Raw genomic sequence first — 14,294 nt, 5'->3', positions numbered from 1 at the left:
CCTCCAAAGCCCCAGTCGCGAGGACTCGCGCGGCTCGCTGTGCTCCTCACTCGGTCGCTCACTCCGTTCGCTCCCTCATTGCGGTGCTTACGTCGCCGTGCTTCGTCCTCGCGACTGCCCCTTTGAGTCCCGCCCAGCACAGCACCTCACGCCTCCCCAGCCTCGTCGCTGGCACCCTCCGCTTCGCTCCGGGAGCCAGCGACTCCCTCGCGCGTGCTGCTCGGCCGCAAGGCGGCCTCGCAGGCACGCGCCACCGCACCGTTCGTTTATAAAACAGCTCGTGAGAGTTGCCCTGCGGCCTCAATAGAGACGCCTCAGTGCTCGCCGCCGGTGCCGCGCCGGTCGGAGTCGAGGTCGATGTCGAGGTCGTCGAGGAGTTCCTCGGCCTCCGCGCGCTTCTCCTGGTGGTCCTCGAGGAACTCGCGCATGAGCTCCGCGGCCTGCTCCTTACAGCCGCCGCAGAGGCGCTCGCCGTTGACGCACTCGGAGTACACCTCCTTGGTGAGTTCGTCGTCGTCGCCCGCGAGCAGGTAGGCGTACAGCTCGTAGACCGGGCACTCGTCGGCCTCGCCGCCCAGCTCGCGCTGCTCCTCGGCGGTGTCGCGGCCCCCAGTCGTCGCCGCCTTCACCTTGTCGTAGCCGTCCTCAGGATCGTCGAGCAGCGAGATGTGGCTCGCCGGGATCGACGAAGACATCTTGCCGCCGGTGAGCCCGGTCATGAACCGGTGGTAGATCGAGGAGGGCTGCCGGAAGCCGAACCCGTCGTGGTCGATCTCGACCTCGCGCGCGATGGACTCGGCCTCGTCGCGGGTCAGGTCGAACGCGTCGACGTGGCCCTCGAACACGCGTTTTTCCCCTTCCACGGCCTCGATCAGCGCCTCGAATGCCTCGTCGGTGGCGTTGCGGTCGAAGAACCGCACGCGGGGGCGGAGCGGCTCCTTCCCGCCGGCCTCGAGCTTGTCGAGGGCGCTCGCCTTCGCGGCCGCGAGGTCGACGCTCTCGCGGTCGCTCTCCGGCGGCTCGTAGTCGGCGAGCCACTCGGCGGCGTCCTCGCAGCGCACGTCGGTCTCGGCGGCGTCGTCCGCGTCTCCGGCGGCGTCGTTCTCTTCGTCGCGGGCCGCGAGCGCGTCGTAGGCGGCTCGCACGAGCCGGCGCTCGTCGTCGTCGAGCTCGAAGGAGGCGAACGCCTCTGTCACCTTGAAGTAGCGCACGCGGGTCGCGAGGTCGCGGGTGAGCCGGACGTGCGGGTCCTGATCGGGACCGACCGGGATCACCGTGGGCTTCGGCTCGTCGACGAGCTGCGGGTAGAGGATGTCCGCGGTCTGGGTGATCACGCTCTGCATGTGCGAGATGTTCGTCTCCCCGTCGAAGCCGTAGATCGCCTCGAACTCCGAGAAGTTCGCCTTCGAGCCGAGTTCGAAGCCGAGGTCCTGGACCTCGCGGTTGTCGGACTGGCGGTAGATCTCGCCGTCCTCGGCGTCGAAGCCGAGCGCGAGGAGGCTCAGGAGGTAGTTCCGCGCGTGCTCGTCGATCTCGTCCCACGACATCCCGCGCGCGGAATGCGCTTCGAGGTCGGCGATGAGCCCGAACGCGTCGCCGCCCATCTCTTGGTGCCAGATGATCTCGTCGAACACGAGCTTGTGACCGATGTGCGGGTCCCCCGTGGGCATGAACCCGGAGAGCGCCGCGAACGGCTCGTCGTTCGCCATCGCCTCCGCGACCGCGTCGTACTCGCGGTGCCCGAAGATGACGCCGCGGCGCATCAGGTAGTGCGGGTCCGGCACGTCGTCGTCGACCTCGTCGAACGCCTCGATGCCGAACTCCGCGAAGAGGTCCGCGTAGTCCCCGACCGACGCCGACCCCCACGGGTCGAGCGCGACGTCCTCGGTCGGCTCGTCCGCGTCGGTCCCGCCGTCGGTCCGGGGGGGCGTCAACGGCCCGCGGTCGGCGTCGGGCTCGCGCCCGTCACCGCCCGGCGTCGTCCCTTCGGGGGTGTCCTCGTCCATACCACCTCTCCCGTCGGTCGACGCAAAAACCGTTCGCTTGCGCGGGAGCGCTTGGCACGGCCCGCCTGTCCGGAACGCCGGTCCGCCCCCCGGTTCAGAACGCTGGTCTACTCCGGTCGGCCGAGTCACTCGACCTGCGCAACGAGTCGCGTCGCGGTCGCCTTCCACCGGAGCGACACCGGGTCACCGGGCGCGAGGCCGAGCCGGTCGATGCTCTCGGCGGTGATCAGCGCCGCGACCTCGACGGCGGCGTCGTCTGTCCCTCCCCGTTCGACCGGTTCGACGACGATCCGAACCGTCGACACCGTCTCGCCCGAGTCGATGCGCGAGACGCGGCCGGCCAGGCGGTTCCGGGCGCTCGTCGCGTCCGGGTCGACCGCGTTGGCCGCGTCGTTGACGGTGACCGCGTCCGCGCCGATCCGGACTTGAACCGCGTCGCCGACGGCGACCGCGCCGCCGTCGGCCCTGTCGTCTGCGTCTCTGCCGTCGGCCCTGTCGTCTGCGTCTTCGTCGTCCACGGTGCCGCCGTGGAGTCCGGAGAGCTCTCCGACCGGCGTGTCGACGACGGCGAGTTCGCCGTCGACGGCGGCCACGGTCCCGTCGAGGACCGTCTCGGGCACCGACGCGGTCGCCGCGAGGACGGCCTGAAGGCGGTCGTAGCGGTCGAGGAGGTCCCGAGCCGACGCGGCGAGCCGGCTCCCGCCGCCGCCCTCGCCGCCCCGACGGCGCTCGACGAGCGTGCCGTAAGCGTCCTCCAGCGTCTCGATCCGGGTGAGAGCGCGGGCGCGGGAGCGGCCGAGCTCCGAGGCCGCGCCCGCGACCGATCCCGCCGCGTCGACCGCGCGCAACAGGGCCGCGTCGCGGCCGTCGAACTCGACGCCGTCCTCGATCAGCGCGGCTCGTCCGCGCCCCGCGGCCGGGGCGGGACCGGAGTCGGTCGGCTCTCCCATGCTCGGGGGATGCGTCCGGGACGTGTTGGGGGTTTCGACGCGCCCTCGGGCCGCTCCGGGCCGACGTTCCCCACCGTGACGCAACTTATATGTCGTGTCGCCCCGCCGTTGTATCTATGCCGATACAACGACGGAAGTTCGTGGCCGCGGTCGGCGCCGGAGCGATCGTGGGTACGGCCGGCTGTTCGTCGACGAACGACGGCGGCAGCGGCGACGGGACCGGGGGCAACGGCACCGACGGCGGAAACAGCGCTGAGAGCGTCGGCGTCGCCGGCGAGACGCTGACGCTCACGACGACGACGAGCACCTACGACACGGGGCTCCTCGACGCGATCCACCCGGACTTCGAGGAGATGTACGGCGTCACGGTCGACGCCGTCGCGCAGGGGACTGGCGCCGCGCTGGAGACCGCGCGCAACGGCGACTCGGACATCGTGATGGTCCACGCCCGCGGCCTCGAAGACGAGTTCATGCGCAACGGGTACGGGATCAACCGCCGCGACCTGATGTTCAACGACTTCGTGATCGTCGGCCCCGAGAGCGACCCGGCGGGAATCGGGGGGACGGGCTCAGCGACCGAGGCGCTGACGACCATCGCGGAGGCGGAGGCGACGTTCGTCTCTCGCGGCGACAACTCCGGGACCCACACGAAGGAGCTGAACCTCTGGGACGCGGCGGGCACGGATCCCGGCGGAGACTGGTATCAGGAGACCGGCACCGGGATGGGCGAGGCGCTGAACATCGCAAACCAGCAGGGCGCGTACACGCTCTCGGACCGCGGAACCTACATCTCGCAGCGCTCGGAGATCGACCTGACGATCCTCGTTCAGGGGCCGATCGAGGGCGGGCCGGAGATCCTCGCGAACCCGTACGGCGTCATGGCGGTCAACCCCGGCGTCCACGAGAACGCCAACTACGACCTCGCGATGGCGTACATCGGCTGGATCACCAGTCCCGGCGTCCAGGAGGCCATCGCAGAGTACCAGGTGAACGGCGAACAGCTGTTCTTCCCCGAGGCCGTCTCGGAGGACCCTGACTTCCAACAGTACGTTCCGGAAGGCTGGAGTAGCGACGACTCGGACGCGTAAGCGTGCCGCTCGAACCGGTCGCACAGCTGGCCCCCGCCCTCCTCGACTCGGGCGCGGGCCCCGCGGCGTCCCTGCTCGGCGCCTCGTTCAGGGAGGGGTACGTCGGGAGCATCATCGCGGTCTCGCTGTACGTGAGCCTCACCGCCGTGGCGCTGAGCACGCTCGTCAGCGTGCCGGCGGCCGTCGCGATCGGCCTCGCGGAGTTCCCGGGGAAGGGGTTCGTGAAGTCGGTCGTCAACACCGGGATGGGGTTCCCGAGCGTGGTGGTCGGGCTGGTAGTGCTGTTCGCGGTCTCCAACCAGGGGCCGCTGGGGTCGCTAGAGCTCATCTTCACCCGCGAGGCGATGATCATGTCGCAGTTCGTCCTCGCGACGCCACCGATCACGGCGATCAGCCTCGCGGCCGTGAGCGGCGTCGACGACGGCGTCCGGGACGCTGCTCGCGTCCTCGGCGGGACGCGGATCGACGTGGCGCTGGTCGTGATCAAGGAGGCCAAGTACGGGATCGCGACCGCGGTGCTGGCCGGGTTCGGTCGCGCGGTGAGCGAGGTCGGCTCCGTGCTGATCGTCGGCGGGAACATCACGAGCGCCGACGGCATCTCGAAGACGCGCACGCTCACCACCGCGATCCAGCTCGAAGCGCGGCAGGGGCGGTACGAGACCGCCATGGTGCTCGGCGCGGTGCTGGTCGCGCTCGTGTTGACCGTCAACGCGATCGTGGTCCGCTTCGGCGATCGGGGGGTGGCCTGATGCGGCGGGAGGTGTCCGGCTGATGCTCCGCGCGACGGGCGTGTCGCGGTCGCACGGCGACGAGAGAGTGTTCCGCGACCTCACGATCGACGTCGACGCGGGCGAGGTCGTCGCCGTCATCGGTCCCTCCGGCGTCGGCAAGACCACGCTGCTGCGGACGCTCGCGCTGTCGCTGGAGCCGGACGAGGGGACGGTGACGCTCGACGGGACCGACGCGTGGGCCGTCGACGAGTCGGCGCGGCTCGCGCTGCGCCGCCGCGTCGGGATGGTGTTCCAAGAGGCGAGCCTCTTCGGGGGATCGGTCGCCCGAAACGTCGAGTACGGGCTCCGGGTCCGCCGCTCGTGGAGCGAGCGGATCGCCTCGCTCTTCCGGCTGTCCGGCGCCGCCGACGCGGTCCACGAGTCGCTGGAGGTCGTCGGACTCGCAGACAAGACGGACCAGCCCGCCGACTCGCTCTCCGGCGGCGAGGCCCAGCGGGTGTCGTTCGCCCGCGCGCTGGCGTACGACCCCGACGCCCTCTTGCTCGACGAACCAACCTCCGACCTCGACCCACGGAACACGGCCGTCATCGAGGAGGCGATCGGTGAGGCGAAAGCGCGGGGGATCGGCGTGGTCGTGGCGACCCACGACATGCATCAGGCCGAGCGGGTCGCGGACCGCGTCGCGGTGCTGCTCGACGACGGGATCACGGAGATCGGTCCGACCGAGGAGATCTTCGACGACCCCGCCGACGAGCGCACCCGGAAGTTCATCTCGGGCGAACTGGTGTACTAATTTGCGTCGAGGGGAGGCGGGAGATCGGTCGAATACAGCGATCCGGTCGGGTGATCGACGACGCTGCGGTGAATACCTCCAAAGCCCCAGTCGCGAGGAGACGGGACGCCCGTTGTGCTCCTCGCTCGCTCCGCTCGCTGTGGTGCTTACATCGCCTCCCGCCTTCTCGCGACTGCCCCGTTGAGTCCCACCCCGCACAGCGACCGCACCTCACGGCTCCCCAGCCTCGTCGCTGGCACCCGTCGCTTCGCTCCGGGAGCCAGCGACTCCGGCGAGAATCGAAGATTCTCCGGCAGCCGGCGTTTCGCGCCGGCGACCTCGCGCGGGCGATTCGCGCCATACGGGCGCTCATCGGCACGCGCCGCCACGCCGTTTGTTTATGAGTGATCGACACCGCCGAGTTAGACGCCGAAGTCAAGTTCGACCGCCTCGCCCGCCTCGGCGTCTCCCGGATCGACGACCGCGTCGTCGGCCGCGAAGCCCGCGTGGAGGTGGTCGTAGGTGCGGTCTATCGCCTCCACGATCACCTTCGTGGCGCCGGTGACGGGCATGAAGTTCGTGTCGCCGCTCCAGCGCGGGACGACGTGGGTGTGGAGATGGTCGATCGACCCCCCCGCGGCGTCGCCGCCGAGGTTCTGGCCCGTGTTGACGCCGTCGGGGTTCACGTCGCGGCGCAGCGCGGCGAGCGTCGCCGCCTTCAGCTTCGCGTGATCGAGGAGTGTCGCGTCGTCGAGGCCGGTCGGATCCTCGACGTGTGCGTCCGGGATCACCATCGCGTGACCGGGGTTGTACGGCGCGTTGTTCAGGAGGACGTAGTTGCGCTCGCTGCGGGCGACGACGCGCGCCTTGCGGGCGTCCTCGCGCTCGGGCAGGACGCAGAACGGGCAGCCGTCGATCGGGTCGGCGTCGCGCTCGACCCATTCGATCCGCCACGGCGCGAAGATCCGGTCCATCAGTCGTCGAAGCCGTGGATGCCCGCGGTCGTCACCTCGACGCCGTCCTCGGTGACGAGCAGCGTGTGCTCCGCCTGACTCACGAGGGCGTCGTCGTCCTCCTTCAAGACGGGGTACCCCTTGATCGCGTTCGCCTGCTTCAGGCGACGAAGCGCCATCCCCGCCCGGTCCGTCTCCAGCCAGCGCGCCGCGAACGGGAGGTCGTCGAACGCCTCGATCTCTTCGAGCGCCTGCCGCGCCCGCCGGTCGCGCACGCTCGCGGAGCCCTGCTGCTCGAAGATCTGTTCGTCGGTCCCCTCGCCGACCTTTCCGCGGCCGTCGGTGGCGAACGGCTCGATGGCGACCGCCTGCCCCGGCTCCAGCTCGACCGACCGGTCGACGCCGCGGTTCGGTACCGTGGGCCCGGTGTGGGCGTCGTAGCGCTGGACGCCGTGCCCGGAGAGGTTGAGGACGGGCGTGTAGCCGTAGCCGCGGATCACGTCTTCGATCGCCTGCCCGACGACGCCGACCTCGACGCCCGGCCCGGCCTCGTCGAGCGCGGCCTCCAGCGCCATCTCGGCGGCCTCGACGAGTTCGGGCGTCCCGCTGTGGTCGACCGTCACCGCGGCGTCGGCGATGTAGCCGTCGACGTGGACGCCGACATCGAGACACACCATCTCCTCGCCGAACTCGGTCTCGTCGTCCCGACCCGGCGTCGCGTGCGACGCCTCGGGGTCGACGCTGATGTTGACCGGGAACGCGAGGCCGGCCCCCTGCTCGCGGACGAAGTCCTCCGTCCACTCGGCAACTTCGAGGTGGGTCCGGCCCGGCTCGACCATCTCGCGGGCCTCGTTCATCGCCTCGACCAGCACCGCGCCGGCCTCGCGGTAGCTTTCGACCGCGTCCTCGTCCAGAGGTCCGTGACTCATGGCTCCGGCTTCGGCGAGGGCGCGCAAAGAGGTTGCGGAGGGCGGTCGACTACGCCCCGTTCGTGACCTCGACGTACCACGCGTCGCCGGTCGGGGTCGTCGTCTATCTCGCGAGCGTCCAAGGGCTCGTCCGCGTCGCCGAACGGGTCGCGACTGATGAGTCTGTCGTCGGGTCCCGCGGGAGTGTCTCCTGTCCCCAAGACGTTCGCGCGCCGGTCGTCGGTCGACGCTCCGCGTGAACATGTTCGCTCGAAGACGTAGGGGAACTGAGGGCGTCGGATCGGACATGTCGAGTACACCCTCAGGCCACGATCACGACGCGGACCCGGTGACCGACCACGTCCACGAGAATTCGTGGTCTGCGAACCTCGAAGGCCCCGAACACGCGGACGACCGGGATCTGCTCGTCCGACACGCGATCGAAGCGGTCGAGCACACGGCCGCGGGCAACCACGTCAACCTCGTCACCCACGGCGACCACGGCCACCCGGAGACGTACCTCGTCGACGCGCTCGAATCGGAGCTCGGCGGCGACCTCGACTGGGAGTACATCGAGCAGTGCGGCTGCGGGGGTCACGTCGTCCGCGTCCGCGTCTGAGCCGACACCGGAAGGTCGGCGGATCTACTCGCACTCTTCGGCCGCTCGCGGGAGCCACATCCGGACTACCGTGCCGGTCGGCTCACGGGTGTCGATCTCGAGGTCGCCGCCGGACTCCGTGACGATCCAGTGGACGAGCCAGAGGCCGAGCCCGCTCGCGTGTTCGAGCGCCGTCTCCCGCGCCTCCGAGAACACCGTCCGCTCGACCGGCGGGATGCCGGGGCCGTCGTCGGCCACGTCGAGCCGGAACCGGTCGCCGTCGGCGACGACCGTCGCCTCGACGTGCGGATCATCGTCGTCGTTGTGGACGACAGCGTTCTCCAGCACGTTCCGGACCGCGGACTCCAGCAGTTCGTCCGCGGCGACGACGGCGGAGTCGGGCACCGTCACCGTCACCGTCGCCCGCGGGAACGACGAGCCCAGCGACTCGCAGAGGCGGTCGACGAGTTCGGCGAGGTCGATCTCGGTCTTGTCGGCGTCGCTGTGTAGCGCGACATCGATCTCGCGCGCCTGATCGCTGAGGTGCGTCAGCGTCTGTACCTTCCGGTCGATGACGTCGAGGTACGGGTCGCCCTCCTCGTCGACGTGGTCGCGGAGCAGGTCGGCGTACCCGCCGATGACGTTGGTGTCGTTCTTCAGGTCGTGGCGCAGCACGCGGTTCAGAACCTGGAGCCGCTGTTCGTACCGCCGAGCCTCCGTCACGTCGGTTGCGGTGATGACGACCTCGCGCGCGTCCTCGAACAGCCGCTCGATCACCGTCTCGAACCGGCGCCAACTGCCGTCGCCCCGGGCGATCCGGTGCGTGATCGACTGGGGTTCGGCGCCCTCGAAGGCGCGCTCGAACGCCTGCTGCGCCTCGCGTCGGTCCTCCGGGTGGACCAGGTCGATCACAGGACGCCCCTCGATCGCCGCGGGAGCGTGACCGAGCAGGCGCTCAATCGAGGGGCTCACGTACCTGATCAGGCCGTCCTCGCCGCAGACCGCGATCACGTTCGGCGACTTCTCGATGAGGGCGCGGTAGCGCCGCTGGAGCGTTTCCCGCTCGGTGACGTCGCGGAACAGCAGGACCGTCCCGCCGCGGGTCGTCCCCGGGCCGGTGATGTCGTGGACGTCAACCGTCAGGAACCGCGGCGCGGCGTCGTCGCCGCCGACGGTCACGCGGAACTCGTCGTCGGACGACGCTTCCCCCTCGTCGGACCCCGCCTCCGTCACCGCGTCGACGACCGGCGGGGCGTCGGCGAACGCCTCGTCGGCGCGGGCGCCGAGTTCGGCGTCGGGAAACAGCGCCTGAGCCGGGTCGTTGCGATCGATCACCCGGCCGTCGGCGTCGCAGACGACCACGCCATCGGAGAGGTTCGCGAACACCGCGTCGCGGGCGATCGGCGACACGTCGAGCAGCCGGTACCGGAACACGACCCACGCCAGCAGCGCCGAGGTCCCGCTGAAGGCGATCGGCGTGAAGTCGACCACGCCGTCCGCCGGACCGACGAGCCCGAAGATGCCGGCCGCGCCGAGCGCCGGCGGCGCGACGCCGGCGGCGAAGAGGAGGGCGGCCTGCCGGCGGAACACGCCGTCACGGGAGACCGCGGCGTAGCCGAGCACGCCGAAGGAGAACAGGTTGACCGCGTAGGTGTACCCGACGAATCCGAGCAGGGCGGGCGTCGGCGCGTAGCCGAGGAGGCGGTACCCGCCGGCGTCGACGAGCGAGGGGTCGGCGTAGAACAGCGGGTCGGCGCCGACCGTCAAGACGGCAACGGCGGTCGCGGCCGGGACGACCCAGAAGAGCGCGAACCGGCGGCGACCGAGCCACTCGGTCCGGTCGACGTACGAGAGGACGAAGGCGGGCCACGCGACCGCCAGCCCCGCGGTCCCGAGCCAGACGAAGCGGTTGAAAAGCAGCGTGGGACCGAGCGCGGTCGCCGATAGCTGCGCCGCGTACGCCAGCGACCAGACGCCGGCGCTGCCGGCGACGCCGACGAAACTCCACAGGAGCGCCCGGCCGCCGCGAGAACGGTTCGCGGCCGCGTACGCGGCGAATCCGAACGACGCGACGGCCGCGACGAGCAGCGGAACCGTGTACGGCGTCGGTTGCCACGCCATCGATACCGGTAGGATGCGAGTAGTCGGTAAAAAGGGACCGAATCCTCTAACCAGTTCGAGCGGCGTCGATCCGTATGCTCGAACCCGGCGACGACGCGCCCGCGATCACGCTCACCGACCACCGCGGCGAGACGGCCACCGTCGACCCGACCGCGGCCGGCCACACGGTGGTGTACTTCTACCCGCGCGCCGACACCCCCGGCTGTACCGCCGAGGCGTGCGGCTTCCGCGACGAGTGGGACGCGTTCGAGGACGCCGACATCGCCGTCGTCGGGATCAGCGACGACCCGGTTGAGGACCTCGAACCCTTCGCCGAGGAGTACGACCTCCCCTTCACGCTCCTCTCGGACCCGGACGGCGCGGTGTCGAGCGCGTACGACTCCTACGGCGAGAAGTCGATGTTCGGGAACACCTTCGACGGCGTGTTCCGGAACACGTACGTCATCGACGACGAGGGAACCGTCGTCTTGGCGTACGAGGGGGTCTCCCCCGAGGACCACGCCGTCGAGATACTCGACGACATCCGCGCGCTCGACGGCTGATCGGGGCGGTCGACGCCGTCGAGGGCGACCGCTATCCCGACGGGCTGATCCCGGCGACCGCGTCGGCGATCTCGCGGCGCTTCAGCAGGCCGAAGCCGAGGACGATGACCGCGAAGCCGGCGACGGTGAACGCCGTTACCGGCTCGGCGAGCAGCAGGGCGCCCGCGACGGTGGCGACGACCGGCACGACGTACGAGACGAGGTTGATCTCGAAGGGGCCGAGCCGGTCGAGCAGCGTGAAGTAGATGGTGTACGCCACCGCCGACGAGCAGAGCCCGAGGAACGCCAGCGCGAGGAGCGCGCGCGGCGCCGCGGCGGGGAGGCGCTGGCTCTCGCCGATCCCGAGGCTCAGTGCGTGGATAGCCAGCGCGCCGAACCCCATCGCCCACCCGGTGAGCGCGACGCTGGAGAACGACGTCTCGACGGTCCGGAGCCCGACGCTGCCGACCGCGACGGCGACGACGCCGATCGCGATCAGCCCGACGCCGACCGCGACGCCCCCGCCGAGGCTCGCGGGGTCCGGCTGTGCGACGAGGCCGACGCCGAGGAACGCGAGGACGACCCCGACCGCGCCGCGCGCGTCGAGGTCCGCCCCGCCGATCCACAGGGCGGCGACCGCCGCGGTCGCGATGGGGACGAGGCTGTAGGTGATCGAGGCGATGCCGCTCGTGGTGTACTGCTGGCCGACGAACAGCAGCGCGTTGTTTGCGGCCACGGAGAGTCCGCCACTGAACCCGATCGCGGCGAGGTCGCCGCGCGTCCGCGGAAACGGACCGTCCTGCGTGACGAACACGTACGACAGCAGCGCCAGCGCGGCCACGTCGAACCGGTAGGCGGCGTACAACACCGGCGGATAGTAGTCGAGGCCGACCTCGATGGCGACGAACGATCCGCCCCACAGCAGGGCGAGGGTGAAGAACAGGAGGGCGTCTCGGTACCGTGACACGGTCGACCGAACGCGGGCCGCGGGTAAAGCGGTGTCCGTCGCGGCCCGGACCGCCGGTGCCGGCTCGTCCGGCCGTGACGCCGTGTCTGGAAGTCCCGACCCGTCCGGCGGGTCCGTCGCGCCGCGGCCCGCTCAGTAGCCGCGGACGATGAGGTAGTCCGCGAGGTCTTCGAGCAGGCTCCGAGAGCCGCTCTCGGGGAGCACTCCGAGGTGGTCCTTCGACCGCGCGGTGAGGTCCTCGGCGGTCTCGCGGGCGTACTCGATCGAGCCGACCTCTTCGAGGGCCGCGACCGCGTCGTCGATGGCCGCCTCGGTCACCGCCGCGGGCGTGTCGGCGTCAACGAGCCCGTCGACGTCGACTCCCTGTTGTCGGGCGTGGAGCGTGATGAGCGTCTCCTTCCCCTCCACGAGGTCGGAGCCGCGCTGCTTCCCGAGCTCCTCCGAGGGGACGGTGAGGTCGAGCACGTCGTCTTGGATCTGGAACGCGCGTCCGGAGTCGATCCCGTACTGATACAGGGCGTCGACGACCGCCTCGTCGGCGCCGAGTAGGAGGGCGGGCGTCGCGGCCGAGGCGCCGTACAGCACCGCGGTCTTCAGCTCGACCATGTCCAAGTACTCGTCGGGGAGGATGTCGTCGCGGCTCTCGAAGGCGACGTCGAGGGCCTGCCCCTCGCAGATCTCGGTACAGGTCGACGCGAGCATCCGCATCGCTTCGAGCCCGTGTTGCGGGTCCGCGCCCGTCTCGGTCATGAACTCGAACGCTTTCGAGTAGAGGGTGTCGCCCGCGAGGATCGCCGTTGAGACGTCGTACGCCTCGTGGACTGCCGGGACGCCCCGCCGGAGGTCGTCCTCGTCCATGATGTCGTCGTGGATCAGCGTGAACGACTGGATCACCTCGATGGCGACCGCGGCCCGCATCACGTCGACCTCGTCGCCGTCGAGCGACGGGAACGCGCGGAAGTCGGCGCCCATCGGCTCGGTGCCGGTGACCGCCTCAGCGGCCAGGGTCGTCACCGTCGGGCGGAGCCGCTTGCCGCCGGCCTCGAGGATGTATCGGGTGGCCTCGTACAGTCGCTCAGGCTCCTGGACCGGCAGCTCCTCGTCGATAGCGGCGTTGACGAGCTCACGCCGCTCGCGGATGGCGTCGAGCACCCGCGCCTCCTTCGTCTCGCTCGTCATTCGACGAGCTGGATCGTGGACCCGTTCTGCGTGACGTGGACGTCGCGTCCGAGCTTGTACCCCTGCGTCTTCGCGAGGTCGACGTACGGCGAGCGACCCTTGAGCGTCTGGTGGCCGGGAATGAGATGCTGCGGCTGGAGCGCCTGTAGCATCTCGTAGTGGCCCTCCTCGCGGAGGTGGCCGGAGACGTGGATGTCGTCGTAGAGGCGGGCGCCCTGCATCCGGAGCAGCTGTTCGGACTGGTAGCGCTGCCCCTCGTTGGTGGGTTCCGGGATGACGCTCGCGCTGAAGACGACCTTGTCGCCGTCGTCGATCTCGTAGGGGGTCTCGCCGCGGCCCATGCGGGTGAGCATCGCGCGCGGCTCGCCTTGGTGGCCCGTCACGATGGGGAGGAAATTGCCCTTCCCCTCCTTCATGATCCGCTTGAACGCGCGGTCGACCGACTTCCGGTGACCGTACATGCCGACGTCGCCCTGGAAGTCGACGAAGTCGAGCCGCTCGGCCGTACCGGAGTACTTCTCCATCGAGCGCCCGAGCAGGACCGGCTGGCGGCCGATCTCGCGGGCGTACTCGACGAGGGTCTTCACGCGGGCGATGTGCGAGGAGAACGTGGTGGCGATGATGCCGCCCGTGTAGTCCTCCATCGATTTCAGCGTGTCCTCGACGTGTTTCTTCGCGTACGACTCGGAGGGGGTCCGGCCCTTGCTCCCGGCGTTCGTACAGTCCTCGATGTACGCGAGGACGCCCTCGTCCTGCCGGCCGATCTCGCGGAACCGGTCCATGTCGACCGGGTCGCCGATGACGGGGTCGTGGTCCAGGCGCTTGTCGAGGCCGTAGACCACCGCGCCCTCGGGCGTGTGGAGGACCGGGTTGATCGCGTCGATGATCGAGTGGGTGACGTTGACGAACTCTAGTTCGACCTGCTCGGAGTCGCCGATCGCCATCGACGCGCCGGGCTTCATCTTCACGAGGTCGTTGTCCACCTGGAACTTGCCCTCGTCTTCGATCTGCTGGCGCACCAGTTCGATCGTGTACGGCGCGGAGACGATCGGCGCGTCGTAGCGGTGGGCGAGCTTCGGGATCCCCGCGATGTGGTCGAGGTGCCCGTGGGTGGGGACGATCGCCTTGACGTCGCCTTCGAGTTCGCTCATCACCCGATCGTCCGGGATAGCGCCCATGTCGATCAGGTCGAGGCTGTGCATGCTCTCGGTCTCCACGTTGTCGTGGATGAGGACCTTACTGAGATTCAGGCCCATGTCGAAGATGACGATGTCCTCGCCCGCCCGGACCGCCGTCATCTGTCGACCGACCTCTTCGTAACCGCCGAGTGTCGCAATTTCGATTTCCATGGTGTTGTCGTGTTTGACGCCGTGGTCGGCGCCGGTCACTGAAACCCCGCAAGGAGCCGTCGGCGCTACGTCCTACCGCGCGTCGTTGAAGGCCCCGCTACGGCCGAGTCACCGCGACTCACCGTGTCCCGCGGGAGTGTGGTACATCGGC

General features: G+C 70.1%; 14 protein-coding genes. 6 read left to right on the top strand and 8 right to left on the bottom strand.

The genetic code is table 11. From position 1 onward, the window contains the following. Positions 1-314: 314 nt before the first annotated feature. Both Z052_RS09155 and Z052_RS09150 read right to left on the bottom strand, forming a co-directional pair. Positions 315-2,006, bottom strand: coding sequence for a tryptophan--tRNA ligase (locus Z052_RS09155; protein ID WP_094520975.1), 1,692 nt, complete (start codon positions 2,004-2,006; stop codon positions 315-317). Positions 2,007-2,131: 125 nt separating this feature from the next. Further along, on the bottom strand, positions 2,132-2,956 hold the full coding sequence (locus tag Z052_RS09150) for a TOBE domain-containing protein (RefSeq protein WP_099288985.1): 825 nt from the start codon (positions 2,954-2,956) through the stop codon (positions 2,132-2,134). Positions 2,957-3,072: 116 nt separating this feature from the next. On the opposite strand from Z052_RS09150, the gene Z052_RS09145 reads away from it, so the two are divergent. The 3 genes from Z052_RS09145 to Z052_RS09135 are packed head-to-tail and all read left to right on the top strand — an operon-like array spanning position 3,073 to position 5,568. Next, complete coding sequence (locus Z052_RS09145) at positions 3,073-4,044, top strand: substrate-binding domain-containing protein (RefSeq protein ID WP_049930602.1); 972 nt, start codon at positions 3,073-3,075, stop codon at positions 4,042-4,044. A 2-nt stretch (positions 4,045-4,046) separates the two neighbouring features. Then, on the top strand, positions 4,047-4,793 hold the full coding sequence (locus tag Z052_RS09140; RefSeq protein WP_049930601.1) for an ABC transporter permease: 747 nt from the start codon (positions 4,047-4,049) through the stop codon (positions 4,791-4,793). A 22-nt stretch (positions 4,794-4,815) separates the two neighbouring features. Next, positions 4,816-5,568 carry an amino acid ABC transporter ATP-binding protein gene (locus tag Z052_RS09135; RefSeq protein ID WP_094520977.1) on the top strand — a complete coding sequence of 251 codons (753 nt, stop codon included), beginning with the start codon at positions 4,816-4,818 and terminating at the stop codon, positions 5,566-5,568. Positions 5,569-5,969: 401 nt separating this feature from the next. Here the strand turns inward: Z052_RS09135 and Z052_RS09130 are convergent, their stop codons facing one another. Together Z052_RS09130 and map are read right to left on the bottom strand one after the other, a co-directional pair. Beyond that, on the bottom strand, positions 5,970-6,521 hold the full coding sequence (locus Z052_RS09130; RefSeq protein ID WP_094520978.1) for an HIT domain-containing protein: 552 nt from the start codon (positions 6,519-6,521) through the stop codon (positions 5,970-5,972). Next, a complete protein-coding gene (map, locus tag Z052_RS09125) occupies positions 6,521-7,429 on the bottom strand; it encodes a type II methionyl aminopeptidase (RefSeq protein WP_049930597.1) in 909 nt (302 codons plus the stop codon). Before map ends, Z052_RS09130 begins: the two co-directional genes overlap by 1 nt. A gap of 62 nt (positions 7,430-7,491) precedes the next feature. Here map and Z052_RS20190 point away from each other — a divergent pair, with 62 nt between their 5' ends. After that, on the top strand, positions 7,492-7,668 hold the full coding sequence (locus Z052_RS20190; RefSeq protein ID WP_158228677.1) for a hypothetical protein: 177 nt from the start codon (positions 7,492-7,494) through the stop codon (positions 7,666-7,668). 47 nt (positions 7,669-7,715) lie between these two features. Further along, a complete protein-coding gene (locus tag Z052_RS09115; RefSeq protein ID WP_094520980.1) occupies positions 7,716-8,027 on the top strand; it encodes a CGCGG family rSAM-modified RiPP protein in 312 nt (103 codons plus the stop codon). A 24-nt stretch (positions 8,028-8,051) separates the two neighbouring features. On the opposite strand, the gene Z052_RS09110 is transcribed toward Z052_RS09115, so the two are convergent. Then, positions 8,052-10,127 (bottom strand): histidine kinase N-terminal 7TM domain-containing protein, encoded by a 2,076-nt coding sequence (locus Z052_RS09110; RefSeq protein WP_094520981.1) that lies wholly within the window; start codon positions 10,125-10,127, stop codon positions 8,052-8,054. Between the two features lie 74 nt (positions 10,128-10,201). Between Z052_RS09110 and Z052_RS09105 the strand changes: the two genes are divergently transcribed. Beyond that, positions 10,202-10,669 carry a peroxiredoxin gene (locus tag Z052_RS09105; protein ID WP_049930591.1) on the top strand — a complete coding sequence of 156 codons (468 nt, stop codon included), beginning with the start codon at positions 10,202-10,204 and terminating at the stop codon, positions 10,667-10,669. Between the two features lie 31 nt (positions 10,670-10,700). Here Z052_RS09105 and Z052_RS09100 read toward each other — a convergent pair whose 3' ends face one another. The 3 genes from Z052_RS09100 to Z052_RS09090 form a co-directional block, all read right to left on the bottom strand. Continuing rightward, positions 10,701-11,615 (bottom strand): DMT family transporter, encoded by a 915-nt coding sequence (locus tag Z052_RS09100; protein WP_049930589.1) that lies wholly within the window; start codon positions 11,613-11,615, stop codon positions 10,701-10,703. 132 nt (positions 11,616-11,747) lie between these two features. Further along, positions 11,748-12,794, bottom strand: coding sequence for a geranylfarnesyl diphosphate synthase (idsA3, locus tag Z052_RS09095; RefSeq protein WP_049930588.1), 1,047 nt, complete (start codon positions 12,792-12,794; stop codon positions 11,748-11,750). Beyond that, positions 12,791-14,143, bottom strand: a complete 1,353-nt coding sequence (locus Z052_RS09090; RefSeq protein ID WP_049930694.1) for a ribonuclease J — start codon at positions 14,141-14,143, stop codon at positions 12,791-12,793. The genes idsA3 and Z052_RS09090 overlap by 4 nt, the downstream gene beginning before the upstream one ends. Between the last annotated feature and the right edge of the window lie 151 nt (positions 14,144-14,294).

The sequence above is a fragment of the Halorubrum sp. C191 genome (genome assembly GCF_002727095.1).
Lineage (GTDB): Archaea > Halobacteriota > Halobacteria > Halobacteriales > Haloferacaceae > Halorubrum > Halorubrum ezzemoulense.
This window is presented reverse-complemented; position numbering and strand designations above follow the sequence as displayed.